Origin of the sequence: Pseudomonas sp. SbOxS1, from assembly GCF_013416725.1 — a bacterium.
GTDB lineage: Bacteria > Pseudomonadota > Gammaproteobacteria > Pseudomonadales > Pseudomonadaceae > Aquipseudomonas.
On the sequence record NZ_JAAVXC010000026.1, the window covers coordinates 164,407 to 182,536 of the forward strand.

An 18,130-nucleotide genomic window follows, 5' to 3' on the forward strand; every position below is an offset into this window, starting at 1 on the left:
GATGCATGAGTCGATGCATCAGGGTTCTTCACCAACCCACTTCCGAGTCCCAGATCACCGTGACACTACCCGAGTAGCTCCGCGCCATCCCGGGCTTGAGCATCTCCGCGGTTTCGCCCTGGGCAATCTCGAAGTGCAGGGTTGCCGGTTTTCGATCGACATAAAAGCGCGGCTGGAACAACTCGGTGCCACTGCCGTCGCGCCGCAATGGCCGGCGGTTGACGGGCATATCGGCGTCATCCACCAGGCCATGGGGCAGGCTCACGCTGACATCCAGCGGCACGACATGCCCGGACACCGGGTCGCGCACTGCGCAGCGGTTACCATCGAGGCTGTACTGGCAGTCCATGTTCATCTTGAAGCGGCTCGACGTAGACATATTGAACGTCTGATCACGAAACAGCCGTGTCGGCTTGCGTCCCTGGGTCAGCCAGGCTTGCCAGCCGCCTTGCGGGACCAGTTCAACTCGATTGCCGCCGGGGGGGATGTCGACCTTGAGGGTGTGTTGCACCTCCAGGGTGAAATGCAAGATCAGCTCCGAATCGGTCGGCTGCATGACATCGCCCATGTCGAAATCGCCAAGTGGCCCAACGCTATAGGACAGGCGTCCCGTATACCTGCCCGAGGACATCCCCAGCGGGTTGGGTGTTACCAGCTCATAGGCGAAATCCAGATAGTCATAACGCAACCAGGGCACATTGAAACGCGCCTGCTTATCGCAGGTGCCTTCGGTTGGCGTCTTCCAGAAAAATGAATAGCTAGTCGGCGAAAAGTACCCTTCCCCACTGTAGCCGCAGGGGGCAGGCGCATTCACCCAGCTGGCGCCCCACAGTCGATGATGAGCGTCTCGATAGTCGCTGGAGCCGTCGACCAGGCTGATGACATCTTCTGTGACATACCTGGAGCCCAAACCGGCAATCCGCACCCTGACCGTCTCGGGCTCTCCCGTGGTCTCGTGGAACACGGACAGTTCACGCGACAGGGCAGGTACCTTGAACGTAGCCCCCTGGCGAGGCGAAGGGTGATGCGCTGCGATCGATGCATTGGAGTTGAACTGTATCGGCAGGCGCAAGCTGAACATCTGGTTCGCGTGACACTGGGCCGGATAGGTTGCGCAGTAGCCACTGGGTGGCGTGTCGTTGGTGAATTTGTTCCGCTGTGGGTTCGCAGAATCCGGCCTGAACGACGCCTGGATAGACACGTCTATCGCCCAGGCCGAAGAGCCGCACAGGGTTAACCATAGACTCAGGCCGACGCGAAGTCCTTTTGGGCAGGCATGCTTTAAACGGCTCATTTGACTGCTACTCCCTTGCATCATGCCTCCGGCAGCACCGCATTAAAAACCATATTGACGCTGCCAAAATAACTGCCGGGTTTGTAAACGCCGTCGGCCGGCGGCATTGGCAACACTTCCAGCAACACCCGCTTGCCTTGCGCCGCTTCGCTCATCGGCACCACCTCGCTACTGGCCAGCTCGCTTAGCAACTTGCCGTTGAACAGCACGCGCAGACCTATGTCATCGACATCCCTGCCATTTGACAGATAAGGTCGACCTTCAAGCTTGGCCTCGATGGAACCGGACTCATTCCTCACATCGAAATACTTGCGCAAACCACCCAGGGTCGAGTTCACCAGATTCCACGGCAACTGCTGCTCGCGGTGGATCCAGCCGGGGTCTGCGGGAATGACATAGAACGCCTGGCTTGGTATGGTCACGAACACTTCGAAGTGCTGCACTTCGCGGGCTGCAAATGCCGGATGGCATGCCATTGCAGACACCATCAGAACCGTCAGTTTTCTGAACATAGTCATCAACCCTTCACATCGAGTTTCTTGCTGCTCTCGCCTTCAACCAGCGTGAAGCGGTACTCGCGACCGGCCTGTTTTTCGAACTCGAAACTGCGGCCCGCCAGAATGTGATGCTTGGTGGTCGGCATGCAGTCCTGCTCGTTCTTGACCGAGCAATCCTTGAACTCATCGATCACCACCACGGTGTTGCCGTTGTTGCGAATGCGGTAATCCTTTGCGCCGTTCTCGATCACGCTGGCGTAACGCGTGTCTTTGGGACGGACGAAAAACACCGCGCCATACCCCGCCAGCACCGTGACCCCGGCGGACAGGGTTTTCTTGTACTCCTCACGCTCTTCGCCAGAGACCGCGAACTCGTCTTCCTTTTCGGGCACCACCGGCACGAAACGCACGCGGAAATAACGCTCTCGGTCACGCTGGCCCATGTACAACAGTCGCGTGCCCTGCATGCCATTGGCGGGTACGATCAACCGTGCCGGGCTGGCCATCAAGCCGTCCCGGGCGTTGCCGTCGGCACTGGACTTGAGGGGGACTTCCTGCGGCTTGCCATCGGCGTCGTAGAGGATTTCCAGGATGTTGACCTTGACGAATGCGGTGCTGTCGCCGCCGTTGAAGACGCGCTTCAGGTAGGTGCTTTTATCGCCATCCAGATAGTCGTACACCACCCCGATATTGATGCTCGGGCCCGCATAAGTGATTTGGCTCATTAAACAAAAACCAAATGATGCCAACAGGCGTTTCATATTCCAGTACCTCGTTGATTGTATGCAGCAGTGCTGCGAAGACCTGTTTCAAGAACTGGCTAAATCTCAGAATCCCAGATAACCGCCACATTGCCGGAGTATTGCCGGGACGCGTCTGGACGGATCATTTCGGCCACTTCGCCCGGAGGAATTTCGAAGTGCAGCGTTCCCGGTTTACTTTCCACATAAAAACCCGGCTGGAACAATTCGGTACCACTGCCATCACGCAGTAACTGCCGACGATTGACAGATTGCCCGCCAGCGTCGGTCAAGCCATGGGGAAGACTCACACTGACTTTCAGCGGCACCACATGACCGGAAACAGGCTCTCGTAACGAACAGCTATTACCATCCTGGGTGTACTCGCACTCCATGCGCATCTTGAATTGGGTGGAGGTCGAGATGTTGAAGGTTTGATCGCGAAATAACCGTGTTGGTCTTCGTCCTTGATTCAGCCAGGCCTGCCAACCACCTTGTGGTTCAAGCTGCACCCGATTACCGCCCGGCGGTACATCGACTTTAAGAAGGTGTTCTACCCTCAAGCTGAAATTCAATTCGATCGTGTTGTTGTCCGGTAACATGATATCGCCCATATCAATATCTGCACTTGGCCCCAGTGACACAGTCAGGCTGCCGGTGTAAGTCCCGGTCGCCATTTCCAGCGGGTTCGGAGTGCGCAGTTCGTAGGCAAAATCGAAGGCGTAGTATTGAAGTTCGGGAATATCGAAGTTGGCGTTTTTCGCGCACAGCCCATCAACAGGGATCAACCAGAAAAACAAAAACTGACTGGGCCAGGGAACAGCCTGGGCCCCCGTTGTTAAACAAGGTCGTGGGGCCGCATCCCAGTGGCCTTGATTGCCTCCGGTCCAGAGCAGACGATGTGCCATAGGATCGTTGGGAGCTACACCCACCAACTCGGCAACCGGTGTGGTGGTCTTATAGGTACTGGAAATCCCGGATATCCGAAAGCTCAACCTTTCCGATTTCCCGCCCCCGACCGGAACTACCTCCAGATCCCGCCATCCTGACCTGGCCTGTATCATCGCCCCCATGCGCGGGTTGGTATGCTTGGCACTAATAGGCCCTGTCGAGTTAAACAAGATGGGGGTATTGATGCTGAACAAGTTTCTTGATCGACAAAAAGCACTGTATTGACTGTGAGCGCAAATTCCCGTTATCGGCGTTGTGTTCTTAAAATAATTAGCGCTGGGGTTGGTGCGATCGGGTTTGAACTCGGCGGTAATAGGCACCGTTACAGCGAATGCAGGCACTGTGAAAAACAACGTCATGGCGGTAGCCAGGAGTTTCCTGGCCACACGCTCAGCCAACTCTTTCGGGATAGTCATATCAAATCCAAGTATCAAATGTATTGGTCAACTGGCCGTTTCAGCGGCATAAGTCGCCTCCGCCAGAGAGTCCGGCGTGCACCGCAAGTCACCGATCATCAGTACTTCGCTCTCGCGCCTGGCCTGACCTGGGTCGAGGCGGAACTGGCACAGCAACTGATCGCCATAACGTACTTCCAGGGTCGGTGAGCCAGCCTTCATTTCCATCGAGAAGAACCCGTCCACTTCACTGACCCCACGGCTGGCGTGGTTGATGATGTGATGACCCTTGAGCGGTTTGCCCTGAGGGTCGATCAAACGGCCGAGCACGGTCAGGGTTTTGCTGATGGTGATCTTGCGGTAATCCACACCGCCCTTGTTCAGGTGATAGCTCGACCGCGCCGGCTGGATGGTGGCGGCGGGCACGTGATTGCCTTCGAAGTCGAAGCTGACCGAGCTGCTCTTGTAGGCGGTGATCGGCACGAAATTGCGCCCGGGCTTGAGCAGCGCGCTGCCGCCGCTCAAGTCGTCGGCGCGCAGGGCGATGCCGTCGATGTCCGACTCGACATCGATGATCATGCCGGCGCCGTTGCGGCTGTACTGGCTGGTCATGACCATCTTTTGCCCACCGACGGCCACGGTGCTGTCCAGGTTGAGGCCGCCAGTGAGGTCATTGTTGTAGGACGAACGCTGGATGAATCCGTCGCCGTGGACCACGTCCGTCTGCATCGTTGCCATCGCATTCAAGCCGACGCCGTAGGTGTCGGTGATGGCCGTGGCCGAGACGCTTTGCAGCAGGTGATCCTGCAGGTCTTTGCGGTAGGTGACCGAAGCGTTGTTATCCCGCCCGCCGTCTCGGTCCGTGCGAGTGCCAATGCTGCCGGAGATCTGCTCACCCGGGCCGCCCAAGGCAATGTTGACGCTCAGGTCGATGCCTCGATTGCGGTCGTCACCCGAACTGAAGCTGCCGGGTCGGTCGAACAATGCCAGCCGCCAGTTGGCATCACTGCCAAACAGTCGGGTGCGCTGGGTCCAGCCCAGGTCCACGCCGGTGCCTTCGGTGTTGCCTTCGCTGTGGGAGACCCTGGCATTGACCGAGCTTTTGCTGGTGATTCGATGGTTCACCGACAGCGACGAGTTACTGGTCTGGCCGACAAACACATTGCGCTGGCGCACTCGCGTGCCGTCGGGCAGGGTGTCGTAGAGCCGGGTGGTGTCGAGCCAGCTGCGGTTATGGCTGGCGACGATGCTGCCGCTGCCGTAGGAATACAGCCCCTGCACATCCAGGCCGGTGCCGTAATCTTCAGTCTGGTAGACGTTGGCATAGAGACTGGCATTGTTGACGATCGCCCAATCCACCGAAGTGCCGTACTGCAACGCGTCGCGCACCTGTCGCCCGCTCAACCCCAGGATGACCCGTGGGTGCAGCAGGTAATTGAACGCCGCGCCCGCGGTCATGTCGCCATCGTCCTGCTCGTCCCAGTTGCTGAATACTTTGGACTCACGACCGGCAAACAGGTTGTAGCGCCAGCGTTCGTCGTGATTGCGCCAGTTGCTCGGTTTGTACACCAGTTCCTGGGTGCTGGAGGTGATCTGACCGTCTTCGATCAGGCGTACCTCCACTTCATAGATGCCACCCGGTAGCGGGCGGGTATCGAGGGTTTGCAACCCGGCGGGCATCGCCTGGGTATTGATCAACAAACCGTCGCGGTAGATTTCCACCGAGCCCTGGCGATTGGCGGTGACATAAATCGGATAGACCGCCGGTTTCGGGTTATTGATCGCCAGGCTGTCGGAACTGCCATACATCACGCCCAGCGCTGTGTCGGGGCTGGTGCCGAAGGTACGCGGTTGTCGGGTCAGCCCTTCGGACGAGGGCGTGAACAAACCTAAACGCAGGAAACTGCCCTCCAGTTCGCGCTGGGTGTAGAGCTCGTTCACCGAGTGATACAGCTGGTTATCCAGGCCACCCAGTCGTGACAGTTGAATGTTGACCGCTTGGGTCCAGTTACCCAGGCTGCTGCTGGCTTCAAGGCCATAGCGCCCACCCAGGTCCTGATTCTGCCCGCCGTTGAGGTTGAGCTGGTTGCGCACGATCAACCCGGTGCTGCCGCCTTCGGGCTGGCTGTAATAAAGCGGTGCCTGATCATCGCGCTCGGCGTTTTCCGTAAGGATCGACACCAGGGAGTTTTCCAGGCTGTAGTGCACCGCCAATAGTTGTTCGGGGCATTTGGCCTGGCACCCGCCCAACACCACGCCTTGTTTTAAATAGTTGGCCCAGATGTCGCGCTCGCTGGCAGTAACAACGCTGTCGCTGACATCGGCAAAGTCCATTAACGTGATGCGATCGTCGCGGCTTAGCACCACCATCGCCTCACCCAGAAACTGTTGATCAAGTTCCACCCGCACCGCCAGCGGCACATCAAAGAAGTGCTCTTCGAACTCGCTGGGCAAGCCCTTGGCCTGAGCCAATAAATTGCGCGGCGTATGGCCATTTTCAGTGGGGGCGGCAAATGCCGTTGCGCAAAAAAAAAGGGCAAGCGCCGTCGCGATGGGCGTCATCGGGAACATGAACGTAATACTCTTTATATAAGTTCGGTAAAGCCGATCGACAGATGAAATCCACCTGCCGATCGGTCTGGCCAGCGGCCAAGGGTTAACCTTGATTCAATGGCGCTTACGGGATACGCGGGATGGCGTCGAAGATCACGACCGGGTTGGCCGCGTACAAACCAACCTGGCTGGCCGTCGGTTTGGCTGCCTTGATCCGAAGCTCCGCACGCATGCCGCCGTTGGACTCGGTATCACCGACCACTTCCTGGCTGGCACCGGTCAAGGTAACGCCGTTGAAGGTGTAGGTCAGGGCAATGTTCTGCGTCGGGTTACCGTTGAACAAGTCTTGTGGACCACCTTCGACATAAGCACCCACCGAACCGTTGGTGTGCTGGATGTCGTAAAGGCCGGCCACGTCGGTCAGGGTGCCGGTGCCGAGGGTGTATCGCATGATTTCGTCTTTACCGAAGTCCGGGTTCACCGGTTGGGCGTGGAAGACCTTGCTCGGAATGTCGGCGGTGATGTTGATGGTGGAGCGCGATTCTTCCGCGGCGAAGGCCATCGAAGCACTCAGGGCCAGGAGGGTTGCGGGAACGGCGACTACAAACTTTTTGAACATTGTGGAGTACCTGTTTTTTTCGAGTAATTGGTATGTGAAAGTCGGGCTTTTATATTTTTATCGCCGTCAGTAGTGGCGATCTGGCTCAACTTTCGACGGGATGAATATTCAACCAATTTCCTGAGAAAGTAAGTACGTAAATTCCACACACCCTGTAGTAAAAACCAACTACAACTGGAAAGAAAAAACCTCACAACATTGAAATTAAACTGTTTGACCGTCAGAACCATACTACATACAGTTTTAACCGAAAAAGCAGACAGGAATAAAGCCCTTTATTTCCGGGCATGTCAGCACTTATATATAAATATCAAATGCGGTTTTAGATTAATAGCTCTAAATTACCTTGAGCGAATTTCCGGCACGCGCCCAGACTTTCCTACAAACCACCCCCTTGACCGTCGATCCGTTGCGTTTGCCTTCGCACAAGATATATCTTACGTTGTATCTAAACACGACGAGAGAAGACGCAGATGAGAGACCATCATTCCCCCCACCGCGAACACGGCGACGGCCGTGACGGCTTCGAAAAACGTCCCGGCCGCGAACGCGGCGGCCGCGGCCCACGGGTGTTCGCCCCCGGTGACCTGAAATTGCTGCTACTGGCGCTGATTGCCGAGCAGCCTTGCCACGGCTATGACCTGATCCGCCAGATCGAAGGCATGTTCGACGGCGCCTACAGCCCCAGCCCCGGGGTGATCTACCCCACCCTGACCTTTCTGGAAGAAAGTGAAATGATCCAGGGCGATGCCGAAGGCGGAAAAAAACGCTACAGCGTGACCGATGCCGGACGTCTGTCTTTAAGCGAGCAAGCGATTGCCCTGGAAGGCGTGCGCACACGCATCGACGTCAGCAAGCGTTCGTTGCGCGGCCATGATCGCCCGCCGCAAATCCACGAGGCTGTGCATAACCTGCGCCATGCCTTGCAACTGCACCACGGCCGCTGGAGCGCCGAAGAAATCCAGCGCGTCGCCACCCTGCTCAACAACACCGCGAAAGCCATTGTCGACGGCCCCGCCGTTCAATCTGCCCAGGAGCCCGCCGTATGACTGAAGTAATCATGCCTTCCCAAACCATCCACCGCGTCATGCATGAAATAAAACGTCGTCGTCTGGAGGTGCTGCGCGTCGTCGACCTGACCCCGCGCATGCGCCGCATTACGCTGGGGGGGCCTGAACTGGCCGGCTTCGTCAGCCTTGGTACCGACGACCACGTCAAACTGCTGTTCCCGCAAAACGCGGCAGAACAAGCGGCGCTGCAGACCCTGGTGCTCGGCGCCGGCAAAGACAACGGCCCGATGCCGGCCATGCGCGACTACACCCCGCGCCGCTACGACCTGGAAACCCTGGAGCTGGATATCGATTTCGTGCTGCACGGCGACGGCCCTGCCTCGACCTGGGCCGAACAGGCTCAACCCGGGCAGTTCCTGCACATCGGCGGGCCCCGGGGATCGATGATCGTGCCGGATATCTTCGACAGCTACCTGCTGATCGGCGACGAGACCGCCCTGCCCGCGATCGCCCGACGCCTCGAAGGCCTGGCGGCTAATCGACGAGCACTGGTGGTCATAGAAGTGGAAAACGGCGCCGAGCAACAAAAGCTGGAAAGTGCGGCGCAGGTCGATGTGATCTGGGTGTTGCGCGAGGGCGGCAAGGACCACTTGTTGAGCATTGTGAAACAACTGACGGTGCCCAGTGGCAGCCTGTATGCGTGGGTGGCGACCGAGAGCAAAATGTCACGGCAGATTCGCCGGGTGCTGCTGGACCAGCATGGGCTGGACGAGCAGTTCGTCAAGGCGGTCGGCTACTGGCGCCTGGATGACAGCGAGGAAGAGTGAGCCCGGCGGTCCAACCCGATCACGATCAGCGCAATCAGCACAAAACCCGCCAGCAGCCCGCCGGCGTTGGCGAACACCTGTGGATAACCCAGTTTGTCCACATCGATGAATGGATACGGATACACCGCCAGCACATGCCCGCGCAGCAACGAGTAGGCGAAGTACACCAGCGGGTAAATCACCCAGAGGCCGATGTGCCACACGCGCAACGTGCCTTTGGGGACGCACCACCACCAATAGCCCAGGAACAGCAGCGGCATGACGTCGTGCAGCAGCTCATCGGCCAGCCACTGCCAGCCTTCGGGGTGCCACAAATGGCGCAGCAAAACGCTGTAGCCCAGGCCGACCACGGCGATGCTCACCGCCACCGCGCTGCTCACCCACGGCTGTAGAAACCAGCGCCGCAACGACGATTCCCGGGAAGTCCATTCGCAGGTCAGGACGCTCGCCACCAGGGTGTTGCTCAGCACCGTGAAAAAACTGAAAAAACTCAGCAACCCGCCCATGAGGCTGGCATCGATGCTCCAGCGCGAATAGAGGATCAGATACAGCTGGATACTCAATCCCGCCCAGCCGAGGATGGCGGCAACTGCCACAAAACGCCGTCGCGCGGCAGTTGGCTGCCCCATGCTCAGACCGGGCGCTTGGTGCGCATCAGCTTCACGTAAAGCCGCTCGACTTTCTCCCGCGCCCATGGGGTCTTGCGCAGGAATGCCAGGCTGGACTTGATGCTCGGATCGCTCTTGAAGCAACGGATATCGATGCGCTCGGCCAACCCCGACCATTGGTAATGGGTCACCAGCGCATTGAGGATCTGTTCCAGGGTCACGCCGTGCAGCGGATCGGGGTTGTGTTCGTTCATGCCAGGCCTTTGGGCAAAGTAAAAATGCAGAAGGCGCGCACCTTAGCCGAGGGCTTCGCTCGGGGGAAGCGCTCTGTGTGCTCTGGATTAAATGTAGGTGAATCGCAAAAGATCGTCTGCACGCGGCCCGAACCTTCGGCAGCTCCAAGAGGCACTGTTACCAAATTTGAAAGGATGCATGTCAGTAAAAGCCCTTTCTCTATTTGTAACAGAACATTATCCTTACGCCCGCCCTAGCTGAAACGCTTCCGCCATCCGCTTTGCGTCTGCTGTCCCCGTTCATTCCCCAGAAAAAGATCAAGAATTTCTTCCCTATGCCTGATTTTCAATTCTCGCAAGACAGCGCTGTCTTTACGTCTGTCGCTCGCCGAAAAACCCTGGGCCTGTTTGCCGGGCTTGGCGCCCTGAGCCTCGCCACCGGCACCCAGGCGGCGCCCGCCTTCGATAGCGACTCACCGTGGATGCTCGGTGACTGGAACGGCACCCGCAGCGAACTGTCGGCAAAGGGCTACGACTTCAAGATCGATTACACCGGTGAAATGGGCAGCAACCTGCATGGCGGCTACGACCACGATCGCACCGCTCGCTACAGCGATCAGTTCGCGCTTGGCACTCACCTGGACCTGCAGAAAATCCTCGGCTGGGACGACGCCGAGTTCCAGCTGACCATCACCAAACGCAGCGGCAACAACATCAGCAACGACCGGATCAACGACCCGCGGGTCGGCGGATTCACCTCGGCGCAGGAAGTCTGGGGCCGTGGCCAGACCACGCGCCTGACACAGATGTGGTACCAGCAGAAGTTCTTCGACCAGAAACTCGACATCAAGGTAGGCCGCTTCGGCGAAGGCGAGGATTTCAACAGTTTTCCCTGCGACTTCCAGAACCTGGCGTTCTGCGGCTCCCAGGTCGGCAACTGGGTGGGTGACATCTGGTACAACTGGCCTGTCAGCCAGTGGGCGATGCGGGTCAAGTATCACCTGACTCCCGAGCTGTATGCGCAGGTTGGCGCCTATGAGCAAAACCCGTCGAACCTCGATCGCGACAATGGTTTCAAGCTCAGCGGCAGCGGCACCCAAGGGGCAATCCTGCCGGTGGAACTGGTGTGGACGCCAAAACTCAACGGTCTGCCGGGTGAATACCGTGCCGGCTATTACTACAGCAACGCCGACGCCACCGATGTCTACAAGGACAGCAACGGCCAGCCTGCCGCCCTGAGTGGCGAGGCTTACCGCAGCGCATCGAGCAAGCACGGTGTGTGGCTCGGCCTGCAACAGCAAGTCACCAGCATCGCCAGCGACCACTCCCGTGGCCTGAGCCTGTTCGCCAACGGCACGATGCACGACAAGAAGACCAACGCCATCGACAACTATGTCCAGGCCGGCATCGTCTACAAGGGCCTGTTCGACGCCCGCGCCAGGGATGACATCGGCTTTGCCATGGCCCGCGTGCACGTCAACCCGGCGTATCGCAAGAATGCCGAGGCGAGCAATCAGGCCAAGGCCGTCTTTGACTACGACAACCCTGCCTTCCTGCCGCCGCAGGACACCGAATACAGCGCCGAACTCTATTACGGCGTGCACGTCACGAACTGGCTGACGGTGCGCCCGAACCTGCAATACATCCGCCATCCCGGTGGCGTGAACGAGGTCGATGACGCGCTGATTGGCGGGATCAAGATCCAGTCGTCGTTCTAACCAACACCACAAAACCCTGTAGGAGCCGGCTTGCCGGCGAAGGCGTTGTATCAGTCGACATCTATGCCATCCGACACACCGCTTTCGCTGGCAAGCCAGCTCCTACAAGGGATTGCGTCAATCGTCAGTTTTTGTATGAACCACGCCCCCGCGGGATCCTCATCTACAGTGAACCTGCGCGGGACCACTTGAAACGTCACGGAGAACCAAACTATGAGCACTGACGGTGCTTTGAGTCGAAGCCGTCTATTGCCGACCCTGCTCGGCATACTGCTTCTGCTAATGGGCCTGGCCATGCTGGCCGGCGGGATCAAGCTGAGCATGCTCGGCGGCTCGCTGTACTACCTGCTGGCCGGTATCGGCCTGGCGCTGACCGGCATCCTGCTGATCGCCGCGCGCCGTGCCGCGCTGGGCCTGTACGCACTGGTGCTGTTCGCCAGCACCGTCTGGGCACTGTGGGAAGTCGGCCTCGACTGGTGGCAGCTGGTGCCGCGCCTGGCGATGCTGTTCGCGCTGGGCCTGGTCATGTTGCTGCCGTGGTTCCGTCGTCCACTCCTGCGTAATGGCGCCGCCCCCCTGGGCACCGGCGCCCTGAGCGTAGCCGTGGTGATCGCGGGCGCAACGGCCCTGGCCAGCCAGTTCACCAACCCCGGTGAAATCAAGGGTCAACTGGACCGCGACAGCGTGCCGGGCATGACCAACACCGCCCCGGCCATGCCCGACGGTGACTGGAACTCCTACGGCCGCAGCGCCCACGGTGACCGTTACTCGCCGCTGGCGCAGATCACCCCGCAAAACGTCAACAAGCTGGTACCGGCCTGGACCTACCGCACCGGTGACCTGCCAGGGCCGAACGACCCGGGCGAAACCACCGCCGAAAACACCCCGCTGAAAGTCAACGGCATGCTCTACGTGTGCACGCCGCACAGCCAGGTGATCGCGCTGGACCCGGACACCGGCAAGGAAATCTGGCGTTTCGATCCGAAGCTTTCGACGCAGAATGCGGCGAACTTCAAGGGTTGGGCGCACATGACCTGCCGTGGCGTGACCTATCACGATGACGCGGTGTATGCCTCCGAACAGAGCCCGACCGGTTCGGCCAGCCCGGCTCCGGCCAGCGCTTGCCCGCGCAAGATCTTCCTGCCGACCGCCGACACCCGCCTGATCGCGCTGAACGCCGACACCGGCAAGATGTGCGAAGACTTCGGCGACAAGGGCCAGGTCGACCTGCGCGCCAACATCGGCGGCTTCACGGCCGGCGGTTATTACTCCACCTCGCCACCGGCGGTCACCAAGGACCTGGTGGTGATTGGCGGCCATGTCACCGACAACGTCTCCACCGACGAGCCTAGCGGCGTGATCCGCGCGTTCGACGTGCATACCGGCAAGCTGGTGTGGAACTGGGACAGCGGCAACCCGGACGATACGACGCCGATTGCCGAGGGCAAGACCTACACCCGCAACTCGCCGAACATGTGGTCCATGTTCGCGGTCGATGAAAAACTCGGCATGCTGTACCTGCCGATGGGCAACCAGACCCCGGACCAGTTCGGCGGCGCGCGTACCCCTGAATCGGAACTGCACGCGGCCGGCCTGACCGCCCTGGACATCGCCACCGGTAAAGTGCGCTGGCACTTCCAGTTCACCCACCATGACCTGTGGGACATGGACGTCGGTGGCCAACCGACCCTGATGGACCTGAAAACCGCTGATGGCGTGAAACAGGCCGTCCTGGCGTCGACCAAGCAAGGCAGCATCTACGTGCTGGACCGCAGCACCGGCCAGGCCATCGTGCCAATCAACGAAGTGCCGGTGCCACAAGGCGCGGTGGAAGGCGACCACACCTCGCCGACGCAACCGAAATCCGACCTGAACCTGATGCCGCCGCCGCTGCAAGAGCGCGACATGTGGGGCGTCACGCCGTTCGACCAACTGATCTGCCGGATCGACTTCAAATCCATGCGCTACGACGGCCCGTTCACCCCGCCGTCGCTGCAGGGTTCGATCGTGTACCCGGGCAATTTCGGTGTGTTCGACTGGGGCGGTATCTCGGTTGACCCGGTGCGTCAGATCGCCTTCGTGAACCCGAGCTACATGGCGTTCAAATCGAAAATGATCCCGGCCGCCGAAATCGCTGCCCAAGGCCCGCGCAAAAGCGAAACCGAAGGCGTGCAGCCAAACAAGGGCGCGCCGTACGGCGTGGTGCTCGAAGCCTTGCTGTCGCCAATGGGCCTGCCGTGCCAGGCGCCAGCGTGGGGCTACGTGGCCGCGATCGACCTGACCACCCATGAAAAAATCTGGATGCACAAGAACGGTACCGTGCGCGACAGCTCGCCGGTTCCGATCCCGCTGAGCATGGGCGTCCCGAGCCTGGGCGGCACCTTCACCACCGCCGGTGGCGTCGGCTTCCTCAGTGGCACCCTGGACCAGTACCTGCGTGCCTACGACGTGAAAAACGGCAAGCAACTGTGGGAAGGCCGCCTGCCAGCAGGCGCGCAAACCACGCCGATGACCTACACCGGCAAGGACGGCAAGCAGTACGTGCTGGTCGTGGCTGGCGGTCACGGTTCACTGGGCACCAAACAGGGTGACTATGTGATTGCCTATAAACTGTCGGAATAAGCGACAACCGTAGTTGAAGCCAAGGCGACTCCCGCAAGGGGGTCGCCTTTTTTGTAGGTGAACGAGCCGTCTGGCACCTTGCCTCAACGCCACAGCCGTCTAACATCAAACGAAAGGAAATTTTGTCCCCTTCCCCTCAAGTTGAAGGACTCGACTACCGACACAGTACTGATCGGGCAATTGCCCCAGACAACAGCAAATCGGCCAAGCTGCAGGCATTATCCCGCAGGATGGATTGTCCCTTTGACTGCCATCACGGGATTGCCAATACTCATGGCTACTTGACGCTACCCGCACGGAACAAGGAATAACCCTTTGAAGCTGGAACTCAAGAACAGCTTGTCGGTGAAGTTGCTCCGGGTTGTGCTCCTGTCGGCATTGATCGTCGGCGTGGTCTTGAGCTGCGCGCAGATCGTGTTCGATGCCTATAAAACACGCCAGGCCGTCGCCGGCGATGCCGAACGCATCCTCGACATGTTCCGCGACCCCTCCACCCAGGCCGTCTACAGCCTGGACCGGGAAATGGGCATGCAGGTGATCGAAGGCCTGTTTCAGGATGATGCGGTGCGTCAGGCTTCCATTGGCCATCCCAACGAAGCCATGCTGGCGCAAAAATCCCGTGAGCTGCAGCACTCCAGCAGTCGCTGGCTGACCGACCTGATTCTCGGCAAGGAACGCACCTTCACCACCCAGTTGGTGGGGCGCGGCCCTTACAGCGAGTATTACGGCGACCTGAGCATCACCCTCGACACCGCCACCTACGGCAAGGGCTTTATCGTCAGTTCGGTGATCATCTTCATTTCCGGGGTACTGCGTGCCATGGCAATGGGACTGGTGCTGTACCTGGTCTATCACTGGCTGTTGACCAAACCCCTGTCGCGAATCATCGAACACCTGACCGAAATCAACCCCGACCGCCCCAGCGAGCACAAGATTCCATTGCTCAAGGGTCACGAGAAGAACGAACTGGGGCTGTGGATCAACACCGCCAACCAGTTGCTCGAATCCATCGAGCGCAACACCCACCTGCGCCACGAAGCGGAAAACAGCCTGTTGCGCATGGCCCAGTACGATTTCCTCACCGGCCTGCCGAACCGCCAGCAATTGCAAACGCAACTGGACAAGATCCTCGTCGACGCCGGCAAGCTGCAACGCCGGGTTGCGGTGCTGTGTGTCGGGCTCGATGACTTCAAGGGCATCAACGAACAATTCAGCTACCAGACCGGCGACCAGTTGCTGCTGGCCCTGGCCGATCGCCTGCGCGCGCACAGCGGACGCCTTGGCGCCCTCGCCCGCCTGGGTGGCGACCAGTTCGCCCTGGTGCAGGCCGATATCGAACAACCCTACGAAGCCGCCGAACTGGCCCAAAGCATCCTCGATGACCTGGAAGCGGCGTTTGCCCTGGATCATCAGCAGATCCGCCTGCGCGCCACTATCGGCATCACCTTGTTCCCCGAGGATGGCGACAGTACCGAGAAGTTGCTGCAAAAAGCCGAACAGACCATGACCCTGGCCAAGACGCGCTCGCGTAACCGCTATCAGTTCTATATCGCCAGCGTCGACACCGAAATGCGTCGCCGTCGCGAGCTGGAAAAAGACCTGCGCGATGCACTGATCCGCGACCAGTTCTACCTGGTCTACCAACCGCAAATCAGCTATCGCGATCACCGGGTGGTCGGCGTCGAAGCGTTGATCCGCTGGCAGCATCCCGAGCACGGGCTGGTACCACCGGACCTGTTCATCCCGCTGGCCGAGCAGAACGGCACCATCATCGCCATCGGTGAATGGGTGCTGGACCAGGCCTGCAAGCAGTTGCGCGACTGGCATGACCAGGGCTTCAGCGACATGCGCATGGCGGTGAATCTTTCCACCGTGCAGTTGCACCACGCCGAGTTGCCGCGGGTGATCAACAACCTGATGCAAATGTATCGCCTGCCTCCGCGCAGCCTGGAGCTGGAAGTCACCGAAACCGGCCTGATGGAAGACATCAGCACCGCCGCCCAGCACTTGCTCAGCCTGCGTCGCTCCGGTGCGCTGATCGCGATCGACGACTTCGGTACGGGTTATTCGTCACTGAGTTATCTGAAAAGCCTGCCGCTGGACAAGATCAAGATCGACAAGAGTTTCGTCCAGGACCTGCTCGATGACGATGATGACGCAACCATCGTTCGCGCCATCATTCAATTGGGCAAGAGCCTGGGCATGCAGGTGATTGCCGAAGGCGTGGAAACCTCCGAGCAGGAAGCCTACATCATCTCCGAAGGCTGCCACGAGGGTCAGGGCTACTTCTACAGCAAACCCCTGCCGGCCCGGGAGCTGGTGGCTTACCTGAAGCAGGCCCAGCGCAGTAACGCCGCTATTTTGTAACCCCCCTTGTAGGAGCCCGGCTTGCCGGCGAACCAGGCGATGCGGTGTGTCAGTAAGGCCGCCTTCGCCGGCAAGCCGGGCTCCTACAGATTGCGATGGTGCTGCGATCCCTGCCTGAATAAGAAATATTTCCAAGCACAACCCTTTACACATAATGCGAAAGATTTGCATTATGTGGCAGTTTTGCGCGCCGGACGCGTTATACCACCCCCTCTCGAAGCAGGATGTTCGCCATGATTCGTATGCCTCTGGCTACCGCCAGTCTGTTGGCCATCGCAATTTCCCTCGCCGGTTGCGGTGAAGGCAAAGACAAAGAAAAAGCGGCCGCTCCTGCGCCAGCGGCCAGCACTGCCGCAGCCCCGGTCGCACCAGCCGCCGCACCTGCCGCTGCCAGCAAGGTCGACGAAGCGGCTGCCAAAGCCGTTGTCGCGCATTACGCCGACATGGTTTTCGCCGTTTACAGCGACGCCGAATCTACCGCGAAAACCCTGCAAACCGCCGTCGACGCCTTCCTGGCCAAGCCGAACGCCGACACCCTGAAAGCCGCCAAGGCCGCCTGGATCGCTGCTCGCGTTCCTTACCTGCAGAGCGAAGTGTTCCGCTTCGGCAACACCATCATCGACGACTGGGAAGGTCAGGTGAACGCCTGGCCACTGGACGAAGGCCTGATCGACTACGTCGACAAATCCTACGAGCACGCACTGGGTAACCCTGGCGCCACGGCCAACATCATCGCCAATACGCAAATCCAGATCGGCGAAGACAAGGTCGACGTGAAGGACATCACCCCGGAGAAACTCGCCAGCCTGAACGAGCTGGGCGGTTCCGAGGCCAACGTCGCCACCGGCTACCACGCCATCGAATTCCTGCTCTGGGGCCAGGACCTGAACGGCACCGGCCCTGGCGCCGGCAACCGTCCAGCTTCCGACTACCTGGAAGGCAAAGGCGCCACCGGCGGTCACAACGATCGTCGCCGTGCCTACCTGAAATCCGTGACTCAATTGCTGGTCAGCGACCTGGAAGAGATGGTCGGCAACTGGAAGCCGAACGTGGCCGACAACTACCGCGCCACCCTGGAAGCGGAACCTGCTGAAAGCGGCCTGCGTAAAATGCTGTTCGGCATGGGCAGCCTGTCCCTGGGCGAACTGGCGGGCGAGCGCATGAAGGTTTCCCTGGAAGCCAACTCCCCGGAAGACGAACACGACTGCTTCAGCGACAACACCCACAACTCGCAGTTCTACGATGCCAAAGGCGTGCGTAACGTGTACCTGGGCGAATACACCCGCGTCGACGGCACCAAAATGACCGGCGCCAGCCTGTCGTCCCTGGTGGCCAAGGTCGATCCAGCGGCAGACACCGCACTGAAAGCCGACCTGGCTGCGACCGAAGCCAAGATGCAGGTCATCGTCGACCACGCCAACAAGGGTGAGCACTACGACCAGCTGATCGCTGCCGGCAACACCGCTGGCAACCAGATCGTCCGTGACGCCATCGCATCCCTGGTCAAGCAGACCGGTTCGATCGAAGCCGCCGCTGGCAAACTGGGCATCAGCGACCTGAACCCGGACAACGCTGATCACGAGTTCTGATCAACGCTGGCTGGATAGAAAGGCGACCTTCGGGTCGCCGATCGTTCCCACGCTCTGCGTGGGAATGCCTCAACGGACGCTCCGCGTTCGGCTTTTGATTTGGGACG

At 59.6% G+C, this 18,130-nt stretch carries 14 protein-coding genes; 6 read left to right on the forward strand and 8 right to left on the reverse strand.

Features of this window, described 5'->3' with window-relative positions:
• Positions 1-28: 28 nt before the first annotated feature.
• The 6 genes from HFK74_RS21690 to HFK74_RS21715 all read right to left on the reverse strand — a co-directional run bounded on the left by HFK74_RS21690 (position 29) and on the right by HFK74_RS21715 (position 7,049).
• Positions 29-1,294 carry a hypothetical protein gene (locus HFK74_RS21690; protein WP_180205279.1) on the reverse strand — a complete coding sequence of 422 codons (1,266 nt, stop codon included), beginning with the start codon at positions 1,292-1,294 and terminating at the stop codon, positions 29-31.
• A gap of 20 nt (positions 1,295-1,314) precedes the next feature.
• Positions 1,315-1,806, reverse strand: coding sequence for a CS1 type fimbrial major subunit (locus HFK74_RS21695; protein WP_180205280.1), 492 nt, complete (start codon positions 1,804-1,806; stop codon positions 1,315-1,317).
• A 5-nt stretch (positions 1,807-1,811) separates the two neighbouring features.
• Positions 1,812-2,552 carry a molecular chaperone gene (locus tag HFK74_RS21700; protein ID WP_180205281.1) on the reverse strand — a complete coding sequence of 247 codons (741 nt, stop codon included), beginning with the start codon at positions 2,550-2,552 and terminating at the stop codon, positions 1,812-1,814.
• A 59-nt stretch (positions 2,553-2,611) separates the two neighbouring features.
• On the reverse strand, positions 2,612-3,898 hold the full coding sequence (locus tag HFK74_RS21705) for a hypothetical protein (RefSeq protein ID WP_180205282.1): 1,287 nt from the start codon (positions 3,896-3,898) through the stop codon (positions 2,612-2,614).
• A gap of 27 nt (positions 3,899-3,925) precedes the next feature.
• Positions 3,926-6,448, reverse strand: coding sequence for a TcfC E-set like domain-containing protein (locus HFK74_RS21710; RefSeq protein ID WP_180205283.1), 2,523 nt, complete (start codon positions 6,446-6,448; stop codon positions 3,926-3,928).
• Positions 6,449-6,554: 106 nt separating this feature from the next.
• Positions 6,555-7,049 carry a CS1 type fimbrial major subunit gene (locus tag HFK74_RS21715; RefSeq protein WP_180205284.1) on the reverse strand — a complete coding sequence of 165 codons (495 nt, stop codon included), beginning with the start codon at positions 7,047-7,049 and terminating at the stop codon, positions 6,555-6,557.
• Between the two features lie 473 nt (positions 7,050-7,522).
• On the opposite strand from HFK74_RS21715, the gene HFK74_RS21720 reads away from it, so the two are divergent.
• Positions 7,523-8,098, forward strand: a complete 576-nt coding sequence (locus HFK74_RS21720) for a PadR family transcriptional regulator (RefSeq protein ID WP_008057572.1) — start codon at positions 7,523-7,525, stop codon at positions 8,096-8,098.
• On the forward strand, positions 8,095-8,886 hold the full coding sequence (locus tag HFK74_RS21725) for a siderophore-interacting protein (RefSeq protein WP_180205285.1): 792 nt from the start codon (positions 8,095-8,097) through the stop codon (positions 8,884-8,886). The genes HFK74_RS21720 and HFK74_RS21725 overlap by 4 nt, the downstream gene beginning before the upstream one ends.
• Here HFK74_RS21725 and HFK74_RS21730 read toward each other — a convergent pair.
• Complete coding sequence (locus tag HFK74_RS21730) at positions 8,853-9,515, reverse strand: Pr6Pr family membrane protein (RefSeq protein ID WP_180205286.1); 663 nt, start codon at positions 9,513-9,515, stop codon at positions 8,853-8,855. The two genes, HFK74_RS21725 and HFK74_RS21730, sit on opposite strands and share 34 nt — an antisense overlap.
• 2 nt (positions 9,516-9,517) lie before the next feature.
• Positions 9,518-9,748, reverse strand: a complete 231-nt coding sequence (locus tag HFK74_RS21735) for a VF530 family DNA-binding protein (RefSeq protein ID WP_180205287.1) — start codon at positions 9,746-9,748, stop codon at positions 9,518-9,520.
• A gap of 314 nt (positions 9,749-10,062) precedes the next feature.
• Here HFK74_RS21735 and HFK74_RS21740 point away from each other — a divergent pair, with 314 nt between their 5' ends.
• The 4 genes from HFK74_RS21740 to HFK74_RS21755 all read left to right on the forward strand — a co-directional run bounded on the left by HFK74_RS21740 (position 10,063) and on the right by HFK74_RS21755 (position 18,023).
• Entirely contained in the window at positions 10,063-11,445 is a 1,383-nt protein-coding gene (locus HFK74_RS21740; protein WP_180205288.1) for a carbohydrate porin, read from the forward strand.
• A gap of 213 nt (positions 11,446-11,658) precedes the next feature.
• Positions 11,659-14,067, forward strand: a complete 2,409-nt coding sequence (locus tag HFK74_RS21745) for a glucose/quinate/shikimate family membrane-bound PQQ-dependent dehydrogenase (protein ID WP_180205289.1) — start codon at positions 11,659-11,661, stop codon at positions 14,065-14,067.
• Positions 14,068-14,382: 315 nt separating this feature from the next.
• Positions 14,383-16,434 (forward strand): bifunctional diguanylate cyclase/phosphodiesterase, encoded by a 2,052-nt coding sequence (locus tag HFK74_RS21750; protein ID WP_180205290.1) that lies wholly within the window; start codon positions 14,383-14,385, stop codon positions 16,432-16,434.
• A 233-nt stretch (positions 16,435-16,667) separates the two neighbouring features.
• Positions 16,668-18,023, forward strand: coding sequence for an imelysin family protein (locus HFK74_RS21755; protein ID WP_180205291.1), 1,356 nt, complete (start codon positions 16,668-16,670; stop codon positions 18,021-18,023).
• Positions 18,024-18,130 lie beyond the last annotated feature (107 nt).